The 22610-nt window shown below is 63.0% G+C and carries 27 protein-coding genes; 19 read left to right on the top strand and 8 right to left on the bottom strand.

What is annotated here, in order from left to right; all coding sequences use genetic code 11:
* The first annotated feature begins 56 nt into the window (after positions 1–56).
* Entirely contained in the window at positions 57–857 is an 801-nt protein-coding gene (locus ACSU04_RS12805) for a hypothetical protein (protein ID WP_439289805.1), read from the top strand.
* Positions 858–872: 15 nt separating this feature from the next.
* Here ACSU04_RS12805 and ACSU04_RS12800 read toward each other — a convergent pair whose 3' ends face one another.
* Genes ACSU04_RS12800 through ACSU04_RS12790 form a run of 3 tightly spaced genes read right to left on the bottom strand, consistent with a single transcriptional unit; the run spans position 873 to position 2909 of the window.
* On the bottom strand, positions 873–1280 hold the full coding sequence (locus ACSU04_RS12800) for a nuclear transport factor 2 family protein (RefSeq protein ID WP_439289804.1): 408 nt from the start codon (positions 1278–1280) through the stop codon (positions 873–875).
* Positions 1277–2140, bottom strand: a complete 864-nt coding sequence (locus tag ACSU04_RS12795) for an SDR family oxidoreductase (RefSeq protein ID WP_439289803.1) — start codon at positions 2138–2140, stop codon at positions 1277–1279. The genes ACSU04_RS12800 and ACSU04_RS12795 overlap by 4 nt, the downstream gene beginning before the upstream one ends.
* A gap of 19 nt (positions 2141–2159) precedes the next feature.
* Positions 2160–2909, bottom strand: a complete 750-nt coding sequence (locus ACSU04_RS12790; RefSeq protein ID WP_439289802.1) for an enoyl-CoA hydratase-related protein — start codon at positions 2907–2909, stop codon at positions 2160–2162.
* A gap of 363 nt (positions 2910–3272) precedes the next feature.
* Between ACSU04_RS12790 and ACSU04_RS12785 the strand changes: the two genes are divergently transcribed.
* The 3 genes from ACSU04_RS12785 (at position 3273) to ACSU04_RS12775 (ending at position 5973) form a co-directional block, all read left to right on the top strand.
* Entirely contained in the window at positions 3273–4055 is a 783-nt protein-coding gene (locus ACSU04_RS12785) for an acyl-CoA thioesterase domain-containing protein (protein ID WP_439289801.1), read from the top strand.
* 2 nt (positions 4056–4057) lie between these two features.
* Positions 4058–5053: an LLM class flavin-dependent oxidoreductase gene (locus tag ACSU04_RS12780; RefSeq protein ID WP_439289800.1), complete on the top strand. Its 996-nt coding sequence runs from the start codon at positions 4058–4060 to the stop codon at positions 5051–5053.
* A 125-nt stretch (positions 5054–5178) separates the two neighbouring features.
* A complete protein-coding gene (locus ACSU04_RS12775; RefSeq protein WP_439289799.1) occupies positions 5179–5973 on the top strand; it encodes a FadR/GntR family transcriptional regulator in 795 nt (264 codons plus the stop codon).
* 64 nt (positions 5974–6037) lie between these two features.
* Here ACSU04_RS12775 and ACSU04_RS12770 read toward each other — a convergent pair whose 3' ends face one another.
* The 3 genes from ACSU04_RS12770 to ACSU04_RS12760 form a co-directional block, all read right to left on the bottom strand.
* Entirely contained in the window at positions 6038–7141 is a 1104-nt protein-coding gene (locus tag ACSU04_RS12770) for an acyl-CoA dehydrogenase family protein (protein ID WP_439289798.1), read from the bottom strand.
* 10 nt (positions 7142–7151) lie between these two features.
* Positions 7152–8165, bottom strand: coding sequence for an acyl-CoA dehydrogenase family protein (locus ACSU04_RS12765; RefSeq protein ID WP_439289797.1), 1014 nt, complete (start codon positions 8163–8165; stop codon positions 7152–7154).
* Between the two features lie 121 nt (positions 8166–8286).
* Positions 8287–9408 carry an acyl-CoA dehydrogenase family protein gene (locus tag ACSU04_RS12760; RefSeq protein WP_439289796.1) on the bottom strand — a complete coding sequence of 374 codons (1122 nt, stop codon included), beginning with the start codon at positions 9406–9408 and terminating at the stop codon, positions 8287–8289.
* 64 nt (positions 9409–9472) lie between these two features.
* Here ACSU04_RS12760 and ACSU04_RS12755 point away from each other — a divergent pair, with 64 nt between their 5' ends.
* From ACSU04_RS12755 to ACSU04_RS12710, 10 genes are all read left to right on the top strand, one after another.
* Positions 9473–9850 carry an enoyl-CoA hydratase-related protein gene (locus ACSU04_RS12755; protein WP_439289795.1) on the top strand — a complete coding sequence of 126 codons (378 nt, stop codon included), beginning with the start codon at positions 9473–9475 and terminating at the stop codon, positions 9848–9850.
* 50 nt (positions 9851–9900) lie between these two features.
* On the top strand, positions 9901–11202 hold the full coding sequence (locus ACSU04_RS12750) for an acyl-CoA dehydrogenase family protein (protein WP_439289794.1): 1302 nt from the start codon (positions 9901–9903) through the stop codon (positions 11200–11202).
* Positions 11203–11215: 13 nt separating this feature from the next.
* Positions 11216–11455, top strand: coding sequence for a hypothetical protein (locus tag ACSU04_RS12745; protein ID WP_439289793.1), 240 nt, complete (start codon positions 11216–11218; stop codon positions 11453–11455).
* Positions 11452–12435: a phosphotriesterase family protein gene (locus tag ACSU04_RS12740; protein WP_439289792.1), complete on the top strand. Its 984-nt coding sequence runs from the start codon at positions 11452–11454 to the stop codon at positions 12433–12435. Before ACSU04_RS12745 ends, ACSU04_RS12740 begins: the two co-directional genes overlap by 4 nt.
* A 44-nt stretch (positions 12436–12479) precedes the next feature.
* Positions 12480–13265, top strand: a complete 786-nt coding sequence (locus ACSU04_RS12735; RefSeq protein WP_439289791.1) for an alpha/beta fold hydrolase — start codon at positions 12480–12482, stop codon at positions 13263–13265.
* Positions 13266–13359: 94 nt separating this feature from the next.
* Entirely contained in the window at positions 13360–13632 is a 273-nt protein-coding gene (locus ACSU04_RS12730) for an AMP-binding protein (protein WP_439290109.1), read from the top strand.
* Between the two features lie 77 nt (positions 13633–13709).
* Positions 13710–13952 carry an AMP-binding protein gene (locus ACSU04_RS12725; RefSeq protein ID WP_439289790.1) on the top strand — a complete coding sequence of 81 codons (243 nt, stop codon included), beginning with the start codon at positions 13710–13712 and terminating at the stop codon, positions 13950–13952.
* A 305-nt stretch (positions 13953–14257) separates the two neighbouring features.
* Positions 14258–15046 (top strand): cyclase family protein, encoded by a 789-nt coding sequence (locus ACSU04_RS12720; protein WP_439289789.1) that lies wholly within the window; start codon positions 14258–14260, stop codon positions 15044–15046.
* Positions 15047–15048: 2 nt separating this feature from the next.
* Positions 15049–15228 (top strand): hypothetical protein, encoded by a 180-nt coding sequence (locus tag ACSU04_RS12715; RefSeq protein ID WP_439289788.1) that lies wholly within the window; start codon positions 15049–15051, stop codon positions 15226–15228.
* A 212-nt stretch (positions 15229–15440) separates the two neighbouring features.
* On the top strand, positions 15441–15662 hold the full coding sequence (locus ACSU04_RS12710) for a hypothetical protein (RefSeq protein ID WP_439290118.1): 222 nt from the start codon (positions 15441–15443) through the stop codon (positions 15660–15662).
* A gap of 112 nt (positions 15663–15774) precedes the next feature.
* Here the strand turns inward: ACSU04_RS12710 and ACSU04_RS12705 are convergent, their stop codons facing one another.
* Positions 15775–16581, bottom strand: coding sequence for an enoyl-CoA hydratase/isomerase family protein (locus ACSU04_RS12705; RefSeq protein ID WP_439289787.1), 807 nt, complete (start codon positions 16579–16581; stop codon positions 15775–15777).
* A 216-nt stretch (positions 16582–16797) separates the two neighbouring features.
* Between ACSU04_RS12705 and ACSU04_RS12700 the strand changes: the two genes are divergently transcribed.
* Complete coding sequence (locus ACSU04_RS12700; protein WP_439289786.1) at positions 16798–17409, top strand: VOC family protein; 612 nt, start codon at positions 16798–16800, stop codon at positions 17407–17409.
* A gap of 34 nt (positions 17410–17443) precedes the next feature.
* Positions 17444–18040 carry a TetR/AcrR family transcriptional regulator gene (locus ACSU04_RS12695; RefSeq protein WP_439289785.1) on the top strand — a complete coding sequence of 199 codons (597 nt, stop codon included), beginning with the start codon at positions 17444–17446 and terminating at the stop codon, positions 18038–18040.
* A gap of 397 nt (positions 18041–18437) precedes the next feature.
* On the opposite strand, the gene ACSU04_RS12690 is transcribed toward ACSU04_RS12695, so the two are convergent.
* Entirely contained in the window at positions 18438–19160 is a 723-nt protein-coding gene (locus tag ACSU04_RS12690) for an SDR family NAD(P)-dependent oxidoreductase (RefSeq protein ID WP_439289784.1), read from the bottom strand.
* 397 nt (positions 19161–19557) lie between these two features.
* Here ACSU04_RS12690 and fdxA point away from each other — a divergent pair, with 397 nt between their 5' ends.
* The 3 genes from fdxA (at position 19558) to ACSU04_RS12675 (ending at position 22435) form a co-directional block, all read left to right on the top strand.
* Positions 19558–19971 carry a ferredoxin gene (gene fdxA, locus ACSU04_RS12685; RefSeq protein ID WP_439289783.1) on the top strand — a complete coding sequence of 138 codons (414 nt, stop codon included), beginning with the start codon at positions 19558–19560 and terminating at the stop codon, positions 19969–19971.
* Positions 19956–20891: a Gfo/Idh/MocA family protein gene (locus ACSU04_RS12680; protein WP_439289782.1), complete on the top strand. Its 936-nt coding sequence runs from the start codon at positions 19956–19958 to the stop codon at positions 20889–20891. Before fdxA ends, ACSU04_RS12680 begins: the two co-directional genes overlap by 16 nt.
* A 149-nt stretch (positions 20892–21040) precedes the next feature.
* Complete coding sequence (locus tag ACSU04_RS12675; protein WP_439290108.1) at positions 21041–22435, top strand: FAD-binding oxidoreductase; 1395 nt, start codon at positions 21041–21043, stop codon at positions 22433–22435.
* The last annotated feature ends 175 nt before the right edge of the window (positions 22436–22610 follow it).

Genomic DNA, 22610 nt, shown 5'->3' with positions numbered 1-22610 from the left:
CATCGATCCTCGGTGATCGTCTGCGCATCTCGCTGGACGACGAACTCGCCGCAACCGTGGCCGGTGCCCCCGTCGCGCATCCTGCGCTGGTCTGGGACATCGCAATCGGACAGTCGACAGTCGTCACCCACCATGTCAAAGCCAACCTGTTCTATCGAAATCTGACATTCCACCGATTCCCACTGATCGGTGCCACGCTCACGACGGCGACGACCGTCGTCGGTCTTCGTGAGAACTCTCGTCGCGAGGGACGTCCACCGACAGGTCTTGCGGCGCTGCGCATGCACACCGCCGATCAGCACGACCGCACCGTGCTCGACTTCTATCGCTGCGCCATGCTGCCGCTTCGAGGTGACCTCGAGACAGGACACGCTGACGATCTCTCCGCGATTGGAGGGGATCAGCTTCCCGACCCGCTTGAGGGCCTCGCAGGGTTGGACCTCGCCGCGTTCCCGAGCGGGGGACCGCTTCCCGCCGCAGGAACATCGATCGAGGTCATTGGTGGAGATGTCGTATCCAGTGCACCGGAACTCGCCCGGTTGCCCCTGAATATCGCAGCCGTGCATCATGATGAGAGCGCGAATGCACAGGGGTGTCTCGTCTACGGAGGGCACACCATCGGGTTGGCGATGGCGCAGGTGACACGCGTGATCCCCGGACTTGTGACGGTTCTCGGCTGGGACAGCTGCGATCACACCGGCCCAGTGCGCGAGGGACAGCCGCTGCGGAGCATTCTCGAGGTCGAGCACGCCGAGCCCGGTCCGCAGGGAACGACACTGCTGCGCCTGCGCTCCCGCGTCACCGTGGACGGGGGTGGGGAGGTTCTCGACTGGCGGTTACTCGCGCTGGCAAAGTAGCCGTTGGCAGAGTGCTCATGACCCCGCCGCGCGGTCCACGAGAACTGTGCGGCGCTCGATCTGCCACCTGTCGTTCTCGAGCCGGACAGTGTCTTCATACACGGCGAACAGCTCCACGGTCGGAGTGGAGTCTGTCGAGCGATAGAACAGCAAATATGACCATGCGTGCCCCCGCTCGCCATCCACCTCGACGCGCATCGGCACGACGACGTGTCGCGAGGCCGTTCCTGGGCCGCTGATGCCGTCGGTGCGCCGGCGGCGCGTCGCTTCGATGATCGCGTCGATGCCCTCTTGCTGTACTGCGCCCATCGCCCATACGGCGTCTGAAGTATAGATCTCGGCGTACGATTCCGGCGCGGCGGTGTCCCCGTAGAACGCAGAGCGGGAGATGAGGGAGCGGATCGCGCTTTCCTGGTCTGTCATCGGAGCCTCAGCGACTCATCCGTGCCGACCTGGCCCTTTGGCTCAGCCCACAGGTCGAGGGCGAGCCTCGCTTCGGTCGCCCCAGGAGTCAGATACGGAGTGAAGTCCGTCACTCCCTCCGCCTCGAGCACGTCGTCGTCGATGAGAAACCGGCCGGTGCCGGTGTCGAACGACTTCGTGAGCACGGCGTAGGCGGCGTCGGCCATGATCTGCGGGGTACGCGAGTTCGTGTCGTGTCCACGGCCCACCAGCTCCGTGGCTGCGGTGCGGATCGTGGTCCGCGGCCAGAGCGAGTCGACGGCGATCCGATCGTCGCGGAGCTCTTCCGAAAGTCCCAGTGTCACCAGGCTCATCCCGAACTTCGCGATCGTGTAGCCGGTGAAGCGGCCCTGCCACTGGCGGTCGAGGTTCAGCGGCGGGGAGAGTGTGAGGATGTGCGCCGAAGACGATTTACGCAGGTGCGGAATGCACAGCTTCGAGAGCAGAAAGGTGCCGCGTGCATTGATGTCGTTCATCAGGTCGTACTTCTTCATCAGAAGATCTTCTGTACGTGACAGGTCGATGGCGCTGGCGTTGTTCACGACGATGTCGATGCCGCCGAACTCCTCGGCGGTGCGGGCCACAGCCTCCGCGACAAAATCGTCGTCGCGGATATCGCCGACCAGCGAGAGGGCCTGTCCTCCCGCATCCCGGATGCGCGCAGCCGCGGTATGGATCGTGCCAGGAAGCTTCGGATGAGGCGTATCGGTCTTCGCCAGCATCGCGACGTTTGCGCCGTCCGCAGCCGCGCGAACGGCGATCGCCTCGCCGATGCCCCGGCTACCGCCAGACATGATGATGGTTCGTCCTGCCAGGTTCATCGCTGTACTCCTTGTATGGTCATTCGCCGCGGAATTCGGCGGTTCGCTTCTGCGCGAAGGCGGCAACGCCCTCGCGATAGTCGGCACTGCCGAGCAGCGTCGTCTGCGAACTACGTTCCAGCTCGAGCGTTCGGCTCAGATGAGGGATGCTCGCCAGGTTGATGGCAGTCTTGGTGCGCGCCAGGGCGTTGGTTGGGCCGGCAGCCAGGCGCGTGACGACCTGTTCGACGGCATTCGAGAACCCCTCTTCCGGAAGGCACTGTGCGATCAGACCCCGCTGGAGGGCGTCTGTCGCAGTGAGTCTTTCGCCGCTCATTGCCAGCCACATCGCTTGGGAGCGTCCGATCGAGGCGGCCAGCAGCTCCGTTGCGCCGCCGTCTGGCATCAGCCCAACCCGGACGAACGCCTGCAGGAAGTATGCGCGTTCGGAAGCGATCACAATGTCGGACGCAAGGGCAACTGAGCATCCGATTCCGGCCGCGGGTCCATGCACCGCGGCGACGACCGGGTATGGTGCGGTGGTGATCGCCTGGATGAGCCGGGACGCGGCATCCAGGAACCCCGGGGTTGGACCACCATCGGAGAGTCTCGCTCCGGAACAGAATGCGGTACCGGCACCGGAGATCACCGCGACCCGCACGTTGTCGGCACGCATGATTTCGTCCGCCAGGGCGTGCACGAGCGCAGTGTCCACTGCGTTCAACTGCTCTGGCGCATTGATTGTGAGCCGCAGCACTCCGTCTGCTCGCTCGACTTCTAATTCGCTCATGGATAGCGCCTCCTGCACCTGGCGGGAACGTCTGCACTTTCGCCCGTAATAACAGTAATCTTAGTACTAGATGAGATGGATCGAGCGAGGATATTTCCCTCAGAGGTGCGATCCGTCCTCTTTAGTGAACGCCTTGAGCTCGGCCTCACCAACCACAAAGTTCGCGACGTCAGTGCGGAGCTCCGGCAACATCCCGCATGGCGATGTGTCGTGGGCTTGTGGGGCGCGGGCGGCACCCGCGCGCGCAGAGAACGTTCCAGCGCTGGCGAACTATCATGTATATGATAAAACAATGAAATGGGACTCTAAGTGAGGACACGGGACGGAAGCGCCGATGCAATCGCGGCAAGTGTGGATTGGCCGATGGGTGCACGTCGCGGTCAAAACTTGGCTCATTGGAACTGGACGGCCAGTGCAGCTGTGTGCAATGCCCGCAACATGTTATACGGCGGATGGATCTTAGGTGCCCTTGCGGAGGCGGCGCAGTCGTTGAGTGAGTCCCGTCTTCGCGAGCTGGCAGTGGTGTACATCGCTGCCGTCGGCAAGGGTGAGGAGGTGACGGTGTCGGCCGAGTCCCTCCGGAATGAGGGACGGTTCCGCCATACGCGGCTCCACATTGAAGGTGCAGGTGGTCAGGTCGTTGCGGCACAGGCTATGACCGGACCGGAACTCGAGTCCGGGCAGTCTTCCGGTGTTCCCGACGTCGGCCGATGGCAGGACTGGGAGCCGGTCGAGTTCGGTTCCACTCTCGGTTCAGGTTCCTCACGGCTTCTCGAGGTCCGTGCAGTCACTGACGGTGACCCCTCCATCACGAAGCGGGTGCGTCGGTGGCTGAAGGTTCATGCGCCCGTGGATTCCACGGTGGCCGTTGCGGTCGTGAGTGACGCGGTCCCGAGCGCGCTACGGCTTGTCATGCCAGAGTCCATCTTTGTGCCAACTATGACGGCGCACCTCAAGATGCATGCCCGACCGGATGGTGACTGGATGTTGGTGGATGTCGTGGTCGGCCCGATCGACAGCCTCACGGCATCGGGGGAAGTGAAGGTCTGGTCGTCGACAGGAGTCCTGCTGGCTAGCGGCACCCAGACGTGCCGGCTCTTGTCTCGCCCGCCGATTTCTCCCCGGCTGGCGCGAAGGAAAGAGTAGGAATGAAGCTCGGTCTGATGTTTGACCTGCGCGTGGTGGGGGGAGACCGTGAGGCCTGGTCTCGTCGCTACCGATTCATTCTGGAGGCCTGCGAGGAGGCCGAACGCCTTGGCGCCGACTCCGTCTGGCTGACTGAACACCATGGTTTTGACGACGGTTATCTTCCGCAACCGCTCGTCTACGCAGCAGCAATCGCTGCGCGCACGTCACGAATTCGGATCGGCACGGCCGTCGTCGTCGCACCGTTTCGGCATCCGCGCCACCTGGTTGAAGAGGCTGCTGTGGTCGACTTGATCAGCGATGGTCGCCTTGATCTTGGGCTTGGCGCGGGCAATCGCGTCGCAGAGTACGAGATGTTTGGTGGGGATTTCTCACGACGTTTGCGCCGCACGATCGAAACCGCGGCCAACGTTCAGTCATCGTGGTCGGATCCGAGCATGACTCCACATGCAGTTCAGCGGACCGCACCACTCTGGATGGGTTTCGGAGGGCCCAAGGGAGCTCGTGCGGCGGGGCGTCTCGGGGCCGGGCTGCTGTCATTAGACCGCGGACTGCTCGAGCCGTATCGCGAAGGCTTGGCGGAGTCTGAGGCGGTCGCACGGATGTCGGGGTTGTTGTCAGCCTACCCGTCGACCGATCCCGAACGCGACTGGTCGCGCGTCGGCTCTCTCCACGCGGCTCAGTGGGACTCCTACGCAAAACATGCTCAAACGGGCTTGGCCGAAACGGCACACCGTCCGGTCGACAAAGAACGCGCGAGATTGGCGGGCCTCTCTCTACCCGGTATGGGACTGGCGTATGGGACTCCCTTCGACGTCGCCCGAGCCATCCGTACACACGTTGCTGGTCTTCCGGTCGACACAGTGATGGTCTGGGGTGCATTACCCGGAGAATCGGAGGCCGACGTCGCCGAACACATCCGAGTCTGTGCCGAGGAACTCCGCCCCTTGCTCTCCATCGACGAGGATTCAACGGCCACCCAACCGGCAAGTCCGTGACGCGAGGTAGATTCTTGACGAAGATGCGGAAGCAGCTCGGCTCGGTGCGGTGCTCCCTCGTGTTGACGTGATGATCGGTAAGATACAAAGATGTCAATATTGATTCAGCAACCAAAGGTGCGATGATGCAGTTGAAGCAGCCACGACTCGCTGAGATGGTCGCAGCGAGCCTTCGCAATGACATCCTCGCCGGCGAGCTCAAGGAGGGCGATAGCCTGCCGCGGCAGGAGCATCTCATCGAGCGGTTCAGGGTCAGCCTGCCTGCGGTGCGCGAGGCGATGAGAATCCTTGAGACCGAGGGGCTCATCTCCGTCAGGCGGGGAAACGTGGGAGGCGCGGTCGTCCATCTGCCATCGTCGTCGGCGGCTGCGCGGATGATCAGCATGGTTCTTCAGGTGCGAAAGACGACGCTGGATGATGTCAGCGGTGCGCTGCTGCACATGGAGCCAGTGTGCGCTGGCATGTGCGCGGCACGTGAAGATCGGGAGACTGAGGTTGTCCCGTTCCTCCGTGAGGCACTCGAAGCGCAGAAGGAAAGCTTTGACGATTGGGCGACATGGACACCGCTGGCGCGTCGTTTCCACGACGCGCTCATCGAACGCAGTGGCAATGAGACGATGAAAGTCCTCATCGGGTCGCTGGGGAGTATTTGGTCAGCGCATGAGTCAACGGTGTGGGCTGATGCGACCATGGTTAATCAGTACCTAGAAGACCCCACCCATTCTCCGATGGCTCGCAAAACCCGACAGGCGGCTTATCGGGACCATGAACGATTGCTAGCGGCGATCGAAACTGGGCAGGTGGATAAGGCCATACGGGTCGCTTCTGCACACCTGGCGGCGACACGATCCACGACGCTTGCGTCAAGTGCGACTGACTTCGTCAACGCGAACCTGATCAGCTCTGTAGATCTCTCTTAGCAGATCTCGCTTAGCGACAGCTGGTGGGCGCCTCGTGTGAGGAGACGCCACCAGCTGCTGTCGGTCAGCGGGGGAGCCCGAGCACCTTCTCGCCGACGATGTTCCGCTGGATTTGCTGAGATCCGCCGTAGATTGACTGCGCCCGCGAGTGCAGGTACGCGAGGAACTCCTCGGCGTCATTGAGTAGTGCATCGGGCCCCGCGATATCGGCGGCAACGCGGTAGAGATCTTGCTCGACTCGCGTGGCGAGCAGCTTGTCGACGGACCCTGCCGTGCCAGGGCTGTCGGCCCTGTTCGCCAGAGATCTCGTGACGTGCCACTCGAGCACATCGAGCCCGACTTGCGCCGCAGTCAATCGCGTTCGTGCGGGGCCGGCGTCGTCGGCGAGGTCGGTCTTCGCCGCTTCGAGTCCCCGTCGATAGCGCCCAGTCCAGCCCATGTCGGCGGGCCCGCGCTCGAAGGCGAGCATGTGCATCGCGATCGCCCAGCCCTGCCCGCGTTCACCGATGAGATTCGCCGTCGGCACCTCGACGTTGTCGAAGAACACTTCCGCGAACTCGCCACTGCCTGTGGAGAGCATTATCTGGCGCCGGACGATTCCCGGCGAATCCATAGGTACAACGACCATTGAGAGCCCTTTGTGCTTGGGCAGGTCGGGTTCTGTCCGAAGGAAGAGCAGACACCACTGCGCCCACATCGCCCCGCTGGTCCAGATCTTCTGGCCGTTGATTCGGATGGTGTCGCCGTCGATCTGTCCGGTTGTCCTGATATCGGCCAGATCCGATCCCGCTCCCGGCTCGGAAAACCCCTGGCACCACGGTTCGGTGCACGTCAGCAGCCCCGGAAGTACGCGTGCTTTGAGCGCATCGGATGCGAAGTCGGCGATCGCGTGTGCGATGTGTGCGATTGGCGGCGGCGGAGGAGCGTCGGCGTCGGCGAGTTCGCGGTTAACCACGGCGTCGTAGATCGGCTCGAGCCCCTGCCCGCCGTATTCAACGGGAAAGGATGTTGCGACGAACCCGGCTGCTGCAAGATCACGGTGCCACCGGCGTACGCTCTCGAAATCCGCCGGGTCGAAGTTCAGGTCATGTGTCTGCTGGTAGTTGTCGAGCCACGCGCGTAGCCCAAGTCGAAACTGCGCGATGGCGTCATCATCGGTGTAGTCCATAACGATCTCCTCACTCCTGCACTGAAAGCGCGGCGTATTGCGCGAACTCGTCGCCGAACAGGCGTCGATCCATCTGAATGCGGCGCTGCCAGACGTGCGCGAATGATTCCCAAGTCATTCCGATCCCGCCCAGTGTTTGGATCGTCGCCTCGATCACCTCGACTGCGCCGACGGACGCGAATGCCTTGGTCGTCCGCGCTGCGGCCAGCGAGGCGTCCGGGTCGAGTGCGTCGACGGCCCAGGCCGAATACCACACGGCGCTTCGGCTCGCTTCGACGGTTACATGGGCTTCGGCCAGCAGATGCTTGATCGCCTGGAATGATCCGATGGGCTTGCCGAACTGCTCGCGCTCCTTGGCATGGGCGACGGCACGGTCCAGCGCAGAGGACATGAGTCCGAGCAGATCGGCCGAGATTATCGTGAGGGCGAATGCGAGCTCGCGCTGGCGGATCTCGTCGGTCGTGTCGGCGATTGATAACGCGGAGGGCTCGCCGTTCGGTTCCGCGAAGCAGCGAGTGAGATCAGCGCTTGGGCGGCTTTCGCCCAGGGGGATGGACAGCGCCCTACTTCCGAGCAGCACGGCGGATCTGGCGCCGTTCGCTTCGAACGCGATGGCATCCTCGGGCGACCTTGCAAAACCGCTCAGGTCACGGGTGAGCGCGGCGGTGATGCGGTGCTCGCCGGCGACTATCGGTTCGACGATCTCTGCCGGTGCGCTGCGCAGGCGCAACTGCTCGGTGGCGAGAATCGCACCGATGACCGGAACAGGCAGAGCGTGTCTGCCGATCTGCTCGACCAGTACGCACACATCCATGCAGGACCCGCCAGCACCGCCCGACTCCTCATCGGCCCGGACAGCGAGAGAACCCAGCTCCGCGATGTCGTTCCAGACGTCGTTGTCTCCGAGCGGATGCTGGCGCGAGTCTGGCCCGCGTCCCTGGTTCCACTTCCATGCCAACTGTTCGCAGAGCGCAGAGGAGGCCTTCGCGAATTCTTCCTGCTCAGGGCTCAGTCGAATTTCCATGCTTCTTCCTTCCGGTCAGACCAGATCTTGCCAGACCGGTCCGGGCTTTTCACCAGTCGCGGCGATACCGCGCGATGATGAGAGTTTCGTACGTCATCCCGAGTCGCGTTCGATGATCGTGCTACTCGAGTTTGGACTCGACGAACGTCGAAAGGCGTTCCACGTGAGAGTCGACCGACCCGAGGAGTTTCGCACTGGTCTTGGCGCGTTTATAGAAGATGTGTGCATCGTGTTCCCAGGTGAACCCGATCCCACCGTGGAGCTGGATCGTCTGTGCGGCCGCGAACTCGAATGCTTCGGATGCCGTGAGCCCGGCTATCCGTGCGATCGATGCGCTGTCGGCATCACCATCGCTGACCGCTCGCAGAGCAGCATACGCAGCTGACCGCGCGGACTCGACTTGGATCAGCATGTCGGCCAGACGCTGCTTGATCGCCTGGAAGGATCCGATCGCTCGGCCGAACTGGAATCGAGTCTTCACATACTCGACGGTCATGTCTAGGCATCGCTGTGCGCCGCCGACCTGTTCAGCGGCCAAGAGCGCGCGGGAGACGGCCGTGGCAGCCTCGATCGCGGAGGAGCTGTCCCCGGTGCCGATCCGCCTCGCAGCCGCGCCGTCAAGGGCGAGGGTCGCCATTTTCCTGGTCTGATCGAGGGTGACGAGGGACTCCTTGGTAACTCCTGCACCTTGATCGATGAGGTAGACACCGAACCCGGAGGCGTCTCGTGCCACGACCAACACAACATCTGCCGTAGCGCCGTCTACGACGAAGCTCTTCTGTCCCGATAGCCGCCACTGGTTACCATCGCGCGCCGCGGTGGTCGCCACAGACGACAGTTCCCACACGCCATCCGCTTCGGCGAGGGCGACGGTGGCCGTGCGCCTGCCGCTGATGAGATCAGGGGCGAGCTCGTGGAGTACGTCTGCATCTTCGAGTGCCTGCAGGAGCGGGACGGCGAGCGCTGCTGTCCCGAATAGGGGCAGGCATGCCGCGGCGTACCCGGCCTCCTCCATCGCATACCCGAGCTCATGGTGCGAAAGTTCTGATCCGCCGTAATCGGCGGCGAGCGAGATACCGACCAGCTCCAGATCGCGCTCGATCTTGAGCCACTCCTCGCGGGAGAAGCCTTCTTTGGTGGCCATTAGGCCGCGGACGCGTTCCAGGGATTCCCCCGAACCTGCGATTGCGGCTCTGGTACTCGCTCGAAAGTCGGCGACGTCCCCTGCTGAAAGTTCACTCATCACTCACGCTCTCCTAATCTGTCAGTATTATCATTACACTACTAGCAATCGAGGGGAGCTAAGTATGTCGGACGCGATCGTGTTGCAACATGAAGGTCCGGTCGGCTGGCTCATCTTCAATCGGCCAGATGTGGGAAACGCGGTGAATGCCGACATGATGACTGCGCTCCCGCTCGCCTGGCGGGAGTTGGACGAGGATCCCGGCGTGCGCCGCATCGTCCTTACCGGTCGGGGGTGCGCCTTCCAGACGGGCCTCATTGGCGTCCATGAACGTGTCGGCGCGCAGCGCGCATACGAGCGCGGTTTCGTCAGCGAACTGGTCGAAGCAGAGCGGTTGCAGGAACGAGCACAGGAGCTTACCGAGCAGGTCGCTGATCAGAGGACATCTGAGGCAAAGACAATAAAGGCCTTACTGTGGTCAACCATGGAACTGGGGCGATGATCCATCCATCCGACCGCGTCGTATTGCGACGCTGACCTTGAGGAGAAGACATGACCAATGCGCCACCAGAACTTGCCGAGGCTTACGGGCCGGGAACGACACCAGAAGAGGCTGGGTTGGCTGCTCGTGAGTGGTTGCGAGCAGCCCTTCCCGAGGCCTGGCGCGAGGCGGGAGAGCGCGGTGGTCCGGCTGCGGTGCGCCAGCTGCGCACACCGGATGAGTACCGCGCCTGGTACCCGAAGTTCAGCTCGTCCGGACTGGTCGCTCCGACCTGGGCAGTCGAACATGGCGGACTTGGCTGGTCCACCGCCGCCGCTCGTTCTGCCGAGCGCGAACTCGCACCGTATCATCTGCCGCGCCTGAATCCACTGGGATTGAATCTTGCGGCTCCGGCACTGTTTGCCTACGGCTCGGAGGACCAGCGTCGCCGGTTCCTTCCCCCGATCGTGCAAGCGAGCGAGGTGTGGTGTCAGCTGTTCAGCGAGCCGGGCGCGGGTAGTGACCTAGCGTCATTGAGCACGCGTGCCGAGCGCGACGGTGACGACTGGGTAATCACAGGTCAGAAGATCTGGACGACTTGGGCTGATCAGGCAGACTTCGCCATCTTGCTGGCGCGCACCGACCCGGACGCTCCCAAACATCAGGGCATCACCTACTTCCTCATCGACATGCATCAGGATGCCGTCGAGGCCAGGCCTCTTCGCCATATGGGTGGGGAGACGGAGTTCTTTCAAGTGTTCATCGACGGCGCACGCGTTCCCGACTCCCAGCGCGTCGGTGAGATCGGCAACGGCTGGCGAGTCGCCCAGGCGACGCTTGGTGGTGAGCGGCAGATGGTGGCCGGCACTGGGTCCGGCGGGGTGGATCGCGTCGGCGGCGGAAGCGCTCTGAATCTCGTGCGTCTGGCTCGGCGCCGTGATGAGAAGGGACTATCCGGCGGTTGGCAGGATCCGGTGGTGCGGTCGTCCATCGTTCGACTGTGGTGTGAGGAGCGCACCAGGCAATGGACGAACCAGCGTGTGCGTGAGCTGCTTGCGCAAAAGGTCTCACCCGGCCCGGAAAGTTCAATCGGCAAGGTGCACGGGTCCGATTTGAACCAGCGGATCCAGGGCGCGGCCGCCGGGTTGCTCGGCATGAATGGCCTGGCTTGGGCAGGATTGCCTGACGTCGACGCCGACTACGCAGAGACGATGCCCCGCGAGGTCATGGGGATGCTGCGCAGTCGGGCGAACACGATCGAGGGCGGAACGTCCGAGGTGAACAAGAACGTGCTGGCCGAACGAGTGCTCGGGCTTCCCAAGGAGCCGGATCTCTTCAAGGGTATGCCCTGGCGCGATTTGCCGCGAGGGTGACTTTGGGCGCGGTGTGATCATCTCGCCGGGAGACCTCCTGCACGGCGACATGCACGGCGTCGTGCGCATTCCTGCCGAGCACGCCCGTGATCTGCCGGCGGCGATCGCCGCCCATGGGGAACTGGAGGCGCGAGTGATGGCCGCCACCCGGACTGAGAGCTTCCGTCTGGAGGATGTCACGCGTGCGTACGCGTCATCTCTACGGCCTGAGGCCGACCCCGATACCGTCTCGAAGGAGATCAGGACCACATGATATCGACCGATCACTCTCTCGAGGGCGCGACAGTTCAGACTGCGACGGGCAGCGTCCCCGCGGGTTCGCTGGGCTTCATCCTGCCGCATGAACATCTGCTCTGGGCCGACACTGGCTGGCAGTACGACACCTTCTCGTACTCGACAGCCGAGGAACGGCTGGAGACCATCGTCGGGGATCTGCGGGCGCTGGCCGCCGTCGGCGTGAAAACCATTGTGGATCCGACTCCGGCCGAGATGGGCCGGGACGTGAGCCTGATGGCCGAGGTGTCCGCACGCAGCGGCGTGAATGTCGTGTTCGCCACCGGGCTGTACTGCCGGCGCCCAACTGCCTACTTCTCGCAGCGCACCAGTGCGGAGCTCGCCGACTTCTTCGGCACCGAGCTGACGCACGGCGTGGGCCCGGGTGCCGCGAGACCTGGCATTATCAAACTCGCGATCGAGTCCACAGACTTCACGTACCATGAACGAGCGTGCATGATCGCCGCCGCATCTGTGCACCGGCAGCTCGATGTTCCGATCCTCGTGCACTGCCAGCCATGGGTCGGCCCCGATGTACTCCGCCTGCTGGTGGATGAACACGGCGTGGACGGATCGGCGATCGTCATTGGTCATGCGGAGGGAGTCTTTGACCTCAGCCATCACGTGCAGGTCGTTGAGGAGTACGGTGCTTCTCTGGGGTTCGACCGTTATGGTCTGACGGCCTTGGGGGTGCGAGACTCGATTCGAACGGCGCAGGTCGTCGCGCTGTGCGCGATGGGCTACGCCGGACGGATCCAACTCGCCCACGACTACGCGTTCGCCACCGTCGGCCACGGCGCCGAGAGACTGGCGGAACGGCGAGCAGAGGAGACCGCTTGGAAGCCGACACGGGTTCCGCTGGAGGTCGTGCCCGAGTTGTCCGCCGCTGGCGTGAGCACAGCGGACATTAATCTGATGACCAGGGTGGGGCCGGCCCGCTGGCTTGCCCGCAGGATGTGACGGACTCAGTGAGCGCGTCGACGGCCAGAGGTGGCCGACTCACGGTGGCTGATCGCATGATCTCCTTCCGCGAATACGGCGACCCGGCCTCGCCCGGCATCGTCCTCGTACACGGAGGAGCAGCTCACGGAGGCTGGTGGCACGAGACCGCTGCCGTGCTGGCGGACGGTTTTCACGTCATCGTCCCGGATCTCAGCGGACACGGAGACAGCGAGCACAGCACTTCGTATGGGTTCGAAAACTGGGCTCGTGAGGTGCTGGCGTGCGCCCAACTCGTAACGGGCGGTGGTGCAGCCGTCCTCGTCGGTCACAGTCTCGGCGGTCTCATCTGTCTTCGTGCGGCCGCTCGGGACCCGCGGATTCGCAGCGTCGTGGTCGTCGAATCTGAGATCAGACCCTTCTCGGACGAGGAGCTCGCTCCCTGGCTGCGCAACGTCAATGCTCCCGCCCGCGCTTGGCCGAAATCGGACGATTTGCTGGCACGCTTCTCACTGTTCGACCAGGTTCTAGCGGTGGACCAGTCGATCGTGGAGACCATTGCGCGCCAGGCGATGGCGAACGGACCCCGAGGGTGGAGCTGGAAGGTCGATCGACGGACATTCGGCGCTGCCAGACTCGAACCGCATGAGGTACAAGCTCTATCCGTACCCGTCGCGATCATCCGGGGAGAATTTGGGCGGATGTCGTCCGATATCGCCGACGATGTGGCCAATCGTGTAGGCGGTGATGTTCGGATCGAGGTTGTCTCGGATGCTGGCCATCACGTAATGCTGGATCAGCCTGCGCAGATGGCGGCACTGCTCCGGAGTCACCTTGTCCAAAATGGTTAAGATCATTAACTTAGATATAAACACAAGGAGATGAACAGGTTTATTATGTGCGACAGGGAAGACGCCATGAACATCGCGAGCGCGGTGGCGTGAGCTGAGCCGCCGCACGGGCGCAGCGGGGGAGGGCCTCCGCTTGCTCGGGATTGGCCGCGGCGATCGCGTTGCAGTCCTATCATCCAACTCCCTAGAGCGGTGCGTCATTGCGTTGGCCGCACTTTGCATCGGCGCCGTCGTCGTGCCCATCAACGTGCGCTCTCGCTCGCCCGAAGTCGCGTACATCATTGATAAGATCGACGCTCGGCGATCGCCTTCGACAAGGGCGCGGCGGAACTGCTTGCGCCCGTCGCCTCGGAACGGCCCGCTCTGATCCGGGTCGGCCTCGATGAAGGCTTGGATGCCGACACTTCTCTGATATAGCTAAGCGGGACCTCCGGAGAGGCCGAGGTGTGTCCGGTCGAGGCGCATGATGCCGCCGTCATCCCGTTTACCTCGGGAACGACTGGTTTCCCGAAGGGTGTGATTCTCACCCACGCGAACGTACGCGCTATGACAGACGCATATGCGCACTTTGAGGGGTGGAATTCATCGACCGTGATTCTGTGCTTCGCCCCTCGCGTTCAACGGCGGTGTGAGAGCGGCGGTCGCATCTGGGTTTCGCATTCGGTATGCACAGTTGCCTGGGGTTGAACCTGGCACGGTATGAGATTCAGATCTGGATGGAGAGGCTGCTCGCTGAACTCCCCGCCTACGAGATCGTCGGTGATGTGGACTACGGTCGAGGGTCCCTCGCACGTAAACCCGCACGCCTTGAGATCGCGCTGTCCGCGTGAGTGATCGAGGGTGAGAGGCGATGAGAATGACGACTGATTTCCGCGAGATCGGGGCACGCGTTTCCAACTGGGGCGTGGGGCGAGGGTGACCAACGTGGCACCCTCAACCACATCACCCCGGACACGATCCAGGCGGCTTCGTCGTGCATCAAGAGGGGCGCCGTGTTCGAGTTGAGCATCCCGTTGGACGCCACCGGACCGATGTGGTCGACGAGCAGCACACGGGTGAGGCCGATGCACGTGATGACGGTGCTGCCCGATCAGTGGGGGCCGGAGATGCATGGCACCTTCGGTACCGATGACTGGCTGTTCCTTCCGCTGCAGTCAGGAACCCAGTGGGATTCGCTCGCGCACGTCGGCTACGACGAGTACTTCTACAACGGTGTCCCTATGTCGGAAGTCAACGCCGGTGGCGCCGCGCGCAATGCGGTGGCTTCAATCCTCCCGGGAGTCGTCGGGCGTGGCGTGCTGCTCGACATTCCGCGCTTGATGGGTGTCGATCGACTTGACGGCGGTCAGCCGATCACCCCTGCCGATCTTGAGGCTGCAGAACAGGCGCAGGGCGTGCGCCTGACCACCGTCGATGTACTGTTGCTGCGTACGGGGTGGCGAGCCAAAGCACTCCAAGACGGGTGGCAGGGCTGGCACGACGTCGAACCGGGCCTCACGCTCGAGTGCGCTGAATGGCTTCACGAGCGCGAGGTCTCAGCGGTCGCATCGGACAACCACGGGATCGAAGTTCTTCCAACCACCGCGAGTGGCCCGGTCGGACATCCCCTGCACTTCGTGGTCATCCGTGACATGGGAATGCCGCTGGGCGAGATCTTCGACCTTGAGGCTCTGGCGGACGATTGCGCCGAGGATGGTCAGTACGAAGTGTTCTTCTCGGCTCCGCCTCTGCGGCTTCCGCGTGCAGTCGGTTCACCGATCAGCCCCATCGCGGTGAAATGATCATGGCGGCGCGTGAGGTCGAGTGCCGCGCGTGCGGCGCTCTAGTCATCGCGGCCGATGATGCCGCGCTGATCCTGGCAGCTCAGGAGCACAGCATGAGTATCCACAGCCACTGGCTGCCACCCGAGCATGTGCTGGCGGATGCCGTCGATTCACCCGACACCAATCTGGGTCCGGATTGAATTCGGTGACGTCCCCTGGGCGGTGTGGTTTCCAGGGTTCCTGGCGTCGCCTCGTTGACGTGAGGAGCCACCGTCGGATGGGCAGCCTGATTCTCCTTTTGTTGTCAAGTCGTGTTCGGGGTGGGTTTGCTGGTGGGAGAGCCACGAGTGGTACTCGTGTAGAACCGCCTCAGGTTTGAGGCCGCATTCTTTTGTGTTGAAAGGATGGCGCCATGCCTAAGAAGTTCGATTCCGCTCTGCGCGAGCGTGCAGTCCGGCTCGTGCGCGAGCACCGGGCCGAGTATCCGTCGAACGCGAAGGCGATCGCGGCCGTCACTCATTGCCATCCCTGGATCGAGCCGGACGCCCCGTCAATGCGAGTTTGGTGCCCAGATCGCAACACGGCCGCCGTATTTGATTCCCTCGCCATCGGTGAGGCAGCGCGGAGTATCTGAGTTTCAAGTCGCCAGTGCTGATCGCCTCCCGATCCGCACCCGCCCGCAGAACCGTAGTGGTATCTCTCCGCGCTCGGATCCAGCAGAACCCCCTCGGTTGGTACCTTCTGATTCACTTTCCCGAGAACTTCGGTGGCCTGCGCTCAACGAATGCGCTGAGTCCTTCGCGAAAGTCGGGGCTGCGCGACGAGATCTCCATCCCGTAGCCCTCCTCCGCCAGGTGCGCGTCAAGGGGCTGGGACCATGACTTGTTGATGAGCATCCGGGTGAGCCCCAGTGCCACAGACGGACCCAGGGCAAGTTGCGTCGCGATCTCGTCAGCTGCGGCGTCCACATCCTCATCGGGCAGGGCCCGGTGTGCGATGCCCCATTCCACTGCCTCGGCGCCGCTGAGGCGCCGACCGAGCAGCAGGATCTCGCGGGCGCGAACCGGGCCGACGGCACGCGGGAGCATCCAGGATGCTCCGCCGTCTGGCCCCATGCCGCGAGCCGCGAACGGCTCCCAGAAGGTTGCCGTCTCACTCACGACCGCGAAATCACTCGCTAGAGCGAGCTGCATGCCCAGCCCGACGGCGAATCCGCGGACGGCTGCAACAACGGGCACCTGGATCGATGTCAGAAGCGGGATGAGCCGGTGTGCCTGGGATGGAAGCCTCCTGCTGATCGCACCGACCCGAGGGCGATCAGCCTTTCCAGCATTCCGTGCCACGATATCCGCGCCGGCGCAGAAGTTCCCATTCGCGCCGGTGAGCAAAATCGCTCGGATCTGTTCGTCACTGTTCGCCAGCACAAGCGCATCAATGATCGCGGCGACCGCGTCGTCACGCAGAGCATTGCGGCGCTTCTCACTATCGAGCGTGATTCGGAGAACGGCCGATTCGGCTTTGATCCGGACGCCGTCTACCTCTGGATACTTCATCTGCACCCTCCACGACGCTGTGCTTTCCTTATGCCTGCTGCTAGGGTCATTCCTATCATGGCAATGATTATACCTTGATCCAAGGCGACGGGCTCCAGAGTCTAAGTTCATCCCGTGCACGTGCACGTGCACGCAGCACCATTGATTGCCGCGGATTCAACGGTTTTCGTCGGCGGGCATTCGTCATCGCGATCAGCATTCTAGAATCGGAGAAATATGACTCAGGCCACATCTCAGGCTGCACCATGGCCGACCATCGACATCGTCGCGTTCTCGCACGTCGGCATTGTGGTCCCGAGCATCTCCGAGTTTCAGTCCACCTGGGGATCCCTGATGGGCATCGACGACTGGCTGGTGCGTGACGTGCCACAGCCCGCGGGTCGCTTGCAGCTCTTCGGCGAGACCGTCGACGAGCCCTCGGCCAACCTCATTGCCTTCGCGAAGGTCAAGGGTTTGTCCATTGAACTCATCGAGCCGCACGGCGGCCCGACGGCCTCCGGTCGATGGCTCGAAGAACACGGTCCCGGCATCAACCATCTCGGTGTGTGGGTGCGTGACTTGTCCGGCGCGCTAGAGCAACTCGCAGAGGTTACGCAGGTGACGTACTCGGCCGCTTCGTTGGTCTCGAACCTCGCCGACCGTCCGGCAACGGCGGTCATCGAGGACTCCTCGAAGTGGCGACCACCGTTCTGGGCCTATCTCGAACCGTGGTCGGGGTCGACCGGCTGGCAACTGGAGCTGCTCGACGTCGAGTTCGAGGGTGCCTACCGTGAGTACTACGGCGACTACGCCTTCTACCCCGGCGATTTGCCCGGCACCGATCGTTGACCTTTCGTCCGCGGCGCCAGATAGGCTAGATTCCATGCCTGAGGCTCCCCGAACCCTTCGCGTGCGCCAGAAGGAGATGGCCAGGCGGAACCTGGTCGCCGCTGCGACATCTCTTTTCGCCGACCGCGGGTACCGAGACACATCGATCGACGACATCGCCGCTGCTGCTGGAACATCCAGGGCGACCGTCTATTCCTACTTCGATTCGAAAGAACGCATCCTCGACCAGCTCCAGGACGAGATGTGGCAGGATATCCGTGCTTCGTACGCCAAATTCGGCGACCTGACCGAATGGACCGATGCGACGATCCGCGGCTGGGTCCGTCTGGCCGTCGAGGACTGGGAGCGTCACAATCAGCGCAACAGGGCCTGCGTCGCCGTCCAACAGGTCACGATCGACCAACGTCACGAGCGATACCACGCCGAGTTCGTCTCGACGCTCATGAGTAACGCGAAGCTCTGGCAGAGGTTCTCACCTGAACGGGCCGAGCGTCGTGCTTCGCTGTTGATCCGCATGACCGAGGCGTATCTGACCACGTGGTTGATCCGGGGGTGGGTCGTGGATCGTGAATCGAGCGTCGAAACGATGGCCGACGTGTGGGTCGATGTCCTGCACGCGGCGGGCACCTAGTCGCGATCTTAGATCGCGAGTCGGTCTCCGCCGACAATGTGCCGCGATCGCTGTCGATGTCTAGATCGCGCGCTCGAGAAGTGAGTAATCGTTCTGCACGCAGACCAGTGCATTTTGCGGATGGCGTCAATCTCGATCTGCAGTCGCGCTTGGTCGACGTGTGACCTGCGGGCTTGCGCTCCTTTTGTGGTCGCAACGCTCACCGCTACGAGTGCCTCCGGCCGGGTGCGAAGGCGAGCGATATTCGTCTGTTCATCGGCGACCATCTCGCTCGTGGGGCCGTCGTTGTCTGCGGTGTCGAAGAGCGTGATACCGACATCTAGTGTCCCTGAGCCGCGCGGACCCCCACTGACGACCGACCGCAGGAGACCAAAATGCCACCGAGCGCGCTGAGCGATCATTTGCCGACCGCTGTCCACCCGCCGTCGACGGGGAGGCACTGCCCGATAACGTGAGTCGCTTCGGCGAGGAGCCAGACGATCGATTCAGCGATCTCCCGGGGCTGAGCGAGCTGCCCGCGCGGGGTGCGTTGCTCGACCGTGCTCAGGTCATACCCTTGCTGGCGCATGTCCTCAACCATCGGGGTGAGCGTATGCCCGGGCGCGACCGCGTTGACACGCACCCCCAGCGGCGCCCACTCGATAGCCAGATTCTCCATGAGCTTGCGTTCGGCGGCCTTCGCGGGCCCGTAGTCGCTCTGGTTGGCCCATCCACCATAAGCTGCCGTCGACGACAGCAGCACGATCGATCCGCGCGCACCTTCGAGTCGGCGCACAACGGCTCGTGAGACGACGAGCGTGCCGACGACGTGGATGTCAAACTGTCGTCGAAGCGCTTCCAGATCCATTTCGAGCGCGGGAACGAACGCGCCTCGGATACCGTGGCTCGCGACGAGACCGGTGACCTGCCCACGAGTCCCCGCGCGCTCGGTCGCTGCTTTCACCGCTGCTTCGTCACGCACATCGACGATCTCCGTCACGACCCCTTCGCGTGTGCTCTCCTGTAGGTCGAATACGGTCACGCTGATGCCTCGGGCGAGGAGGAGGTCGACGACGGCGGCGCCGATTCCGCTGGATCCTCCGGTGACGATAACGTGTGCGTCCTGAGCGAGCTGGGTCATATGTGCCTCCTTGGCTCGATATCCAGGGATCGTGCTAGCCTGACATGATTAAGACCTATAAAATAGTATGAATAGAGCACGAAGGCAAGTCGAGAAGGGCGGAATGCGATGCGGGCGAGAGGCCGGGTTGTTTTTGAACAGGTAGATCACGCCGGATGCCAAGAGTCCACTACGCACCGCAAGCAGTGCGACGCGCTCGACTACGAGCGTTCGCCTCTCGAGGTGCTAGTGGCATTGCTCGGTGATGCCCATGTCGATCTCGGTGACGCCGTTTCACTCGATGCAGCGAAGGACGAGTCGCTACATGGTGCGGGCCAGCCCCCAGCGGCCGTGGTTCGTCCCGTATCTGCCGCGGAGGTTGCCTCTGTGGTCAGCTTCGCCGCGCAGAGGTGATCAAATGGCCTTCGCAATCGGCAGCGACTGCATCGACGTGATGGACCGATCGTGCGTCACGGTCTGTCCCGTGGACTGCATCTACGAAGGCAAACGCCGACTCTACATCAACCCGATCGAGTGCATCGACTGCGGTGCCTGCGAACCTGTCTGTCCCGTTGAAGCGATTCGCTTCGACGAGGACATCGATGACAACGACCCCCGCCTCGAAGAAAACGCAGCCTTCTTCCTCGAAACACTACCCGGCCGCGACACACCACTCGGACGAGCGGGCGGCGCACGCAAGACCGGCCCACTCGGCACCGACATCCCCCAAGTCGCCTCCATCCCAAGCCCCGAGGCCGCCAGGATCGCCCCGGAGAAGGCTCCGGTCCACATGGATCCCCTGAAGCAGGAGGCAGCATGCGCGTCGGTGTGATCGGGACGGGCTTCGGTACGACGGTGGCCAAGGCATTCGAACGCACTGACGGATGCCACGTCGTCGACGTGGTCTCCCCGCGTGACGATGCCGCCGTGTCGGCTCTTTGTGCACGGACGGATATCGATCTCATCTCGGTGCATTCGCCGCCTCATCTCCATCGGCGAGATGTCGAAAGGTCCCTCCAGAGCGGTCACCACGTGGTTTGTGACAAGCCGTTCGGCCATACCCTTGCTGATGCGACGGCTATGCACTCTGCGGCCGGCCAATCATCCACACTTGCGTTCACGACGTTCGAGCTTCGATTCGAACCGTGGCGCCGATCCATCGACGCGCTGCTCGGTCTTGACGGCATCGGACCCGCACGCTCGATCCTTTGGTACGAGAGCAGCAGCGCTTGGTCCGTGCCGCCGACCGGATGGCAGTCGGTGCGCTCCCAGGGAGGCGGATGGCTGGGTGCTTCTGCCTCCCACGCAATAGACACGTTACGCCGATGGCTTGGTGATCTGCGGGTTCAAGGTGCCGATATTGCTCCCCTCCATGCCGGAGCAGACAGCGCTGACGGTGGTGTGTCGATGCTTGCAACGGGCGACGCGGGCGCACGCTGCACGATGGTCAGCGTCGGCACTGATGTCCGGGCTGCCGGGCGGCATATCGTCATCAATACCGATGGTGGCGTCGTGACCAGCGACGGCCGAACGCGGGTCGAACTCGAAGGCGGGGAATTGCCCGGCGGGGTTCCCCGCCCCGCTGCCCCGGAGTCTGGATCGTCGTTCGACTGGGCGTTGGCCGAGTGGTGCGGCCTGGTGCGCGACGCCGTACGGTCTGGGCATCCGCAGGGCGTCGCCACGTTCGACGACGCGCTGGTCACCGCGAAGGTGATCCACGATATTCGGGCCGAGGCGTACGCCACTTTTTGACTAACATGTAAAAGAAGCATAAAATAACATGAATGGGTTACGTGACCAAAGGTGAGAACGGGGCTGAACGCGATGCGGGTGCGAGACCAGATTCTCTTTGTGCAGGCAGATCACGAGGGCAATGTGACCGGCGGGGTGCTGACGCGGTGATGATCTCTTCAAAGCCGGAACTCGAGGTGCTAGTGGCATTGCTCGGTGATGCCCATGTCGATCTCGGTGACGCCGTTTCACTCGATGCAGCGAAGGACGAGTCGCTACATGGTGCGGGCCAGCCACCAGCGGCCGTGGTTCGTCCCGTATCTGCCGCGGAGGTTGCCGCTGTGGTCCGCTTCGCTGCGCAGAACGGCATTCCCTTGGTGCCTCGCGGTGCAGCGACGGGACTGTCGGGTGGCTGCAGGCCGGAGGAAGGCAGCGTCGTCCTGTCGACGGAGCGGATGAGCCGCATCCTCGAGATCGATCCGCTCGGTCACACCGCAACCGTCGAGCCGGGGGTGACGCTGGCTGAGGTCAATGCTGCCGCCGCGCAACATGGACTCGTGTACCCGGTCTTCCCCGGCACGGATGCGGGAAGTATCGGAGGCACCATCGCCACGAATGCGGGCGGTATGCGGGCGGTAAGGTATGGCGTTACGCGGCAGAACGTGCTCGGGGTCGAAATTGTGACCGGCACGGGGGACATCGTGCGCGCCGGAGGGCGACTGGCAAAGAACTCGTCGGGCTACGACTTGACGCAGCTCATCATTGGGTCGGAAGGCACGCTCGGCATCGTCACGCAGGCGACATTGAAACTGCAGCCACTGTTAGATCACTCAATCACGATACTGGCGCCATTCGATAGCCTGGACGCGGTGGCGCGCATGGTGCCGCGCATCGTCGGGAGCGGAATGCAGCCATCCGTACTCGAGTACATCGATCGGTCTACGATGACGGCTCTACTCGCATACAAGGACCTCAGACTCGGAGTTCCGAGCGACGTGCTGAAGTCCTCGGAAGCCCACTTGGTCGTGGTCCTGGAGAACCGGGATCAGGAGACGCTCGATCGTGCCGTTGACGAGCTCGCCACGATGCTCGCCGACGGTGGCGCCCTGGATGTATACGTGCTCGAAGGCACTAAGGGCCTGGCGTTGCTCGAGCTGCGAGAGAGCGCCTTCTGGATGGTCAAGGCCAACGGTGCTGACGATCTCATCGACATGGCCGTGCCGAGAGCGCTCATCCCGGAGTACCTCATGCAAGTCAAGGCGATCGCGAAGCAGCATGGGGCGCGTGTCTACGGCTGTGGTCACGCGGGTGACGGCAATATCCACTTCTCAGTGTATGAGAAGGACGATGCGCGTCGGCACGAGTTGCTCCTCGACATCTTCCGCGCAGGAATACTGCTCGGAGGTACTATCTCCGGCGAACACGGCATAGGACGAGATAAGCGCGTCTACTACGAGGCCCTGACCGATCCAGCGAAGCTTGCGCTCGAGCGCCGGATCAAGTCCGCTCTCGATCCGGCCGGCGTGCTCAATCCAGGTGCCGTCTTCGTTCCCCTGACGTTATAAACGTGGCGTCACGCTCGAAGGGCTGTCAATACCTTGCTGGCGATCCTTTGTGGGAGCCGTGTGATATCTCAGGATAATAGTGACAGGCATCGTGTTTTTGGGGGTTGATCCTCGGGTCTGCCGTTGCCGAGATATCGAGTTCCGCGTTGTGCCCTGAGGTCTTCGATGAGGAGCG

The organism is Microbacterium sp. A84, assembly GCF_051842815.1.
Lineage (GTDB): Bacteria > Actinomycetota > Actinomycetes > Actinomycetales > Microbacteriaceae > Microbacterium.
Note: the sequence above shows the minus strand (reverse complement) of the source record. Positions and strands in the feature narration are given on the sequence as shown.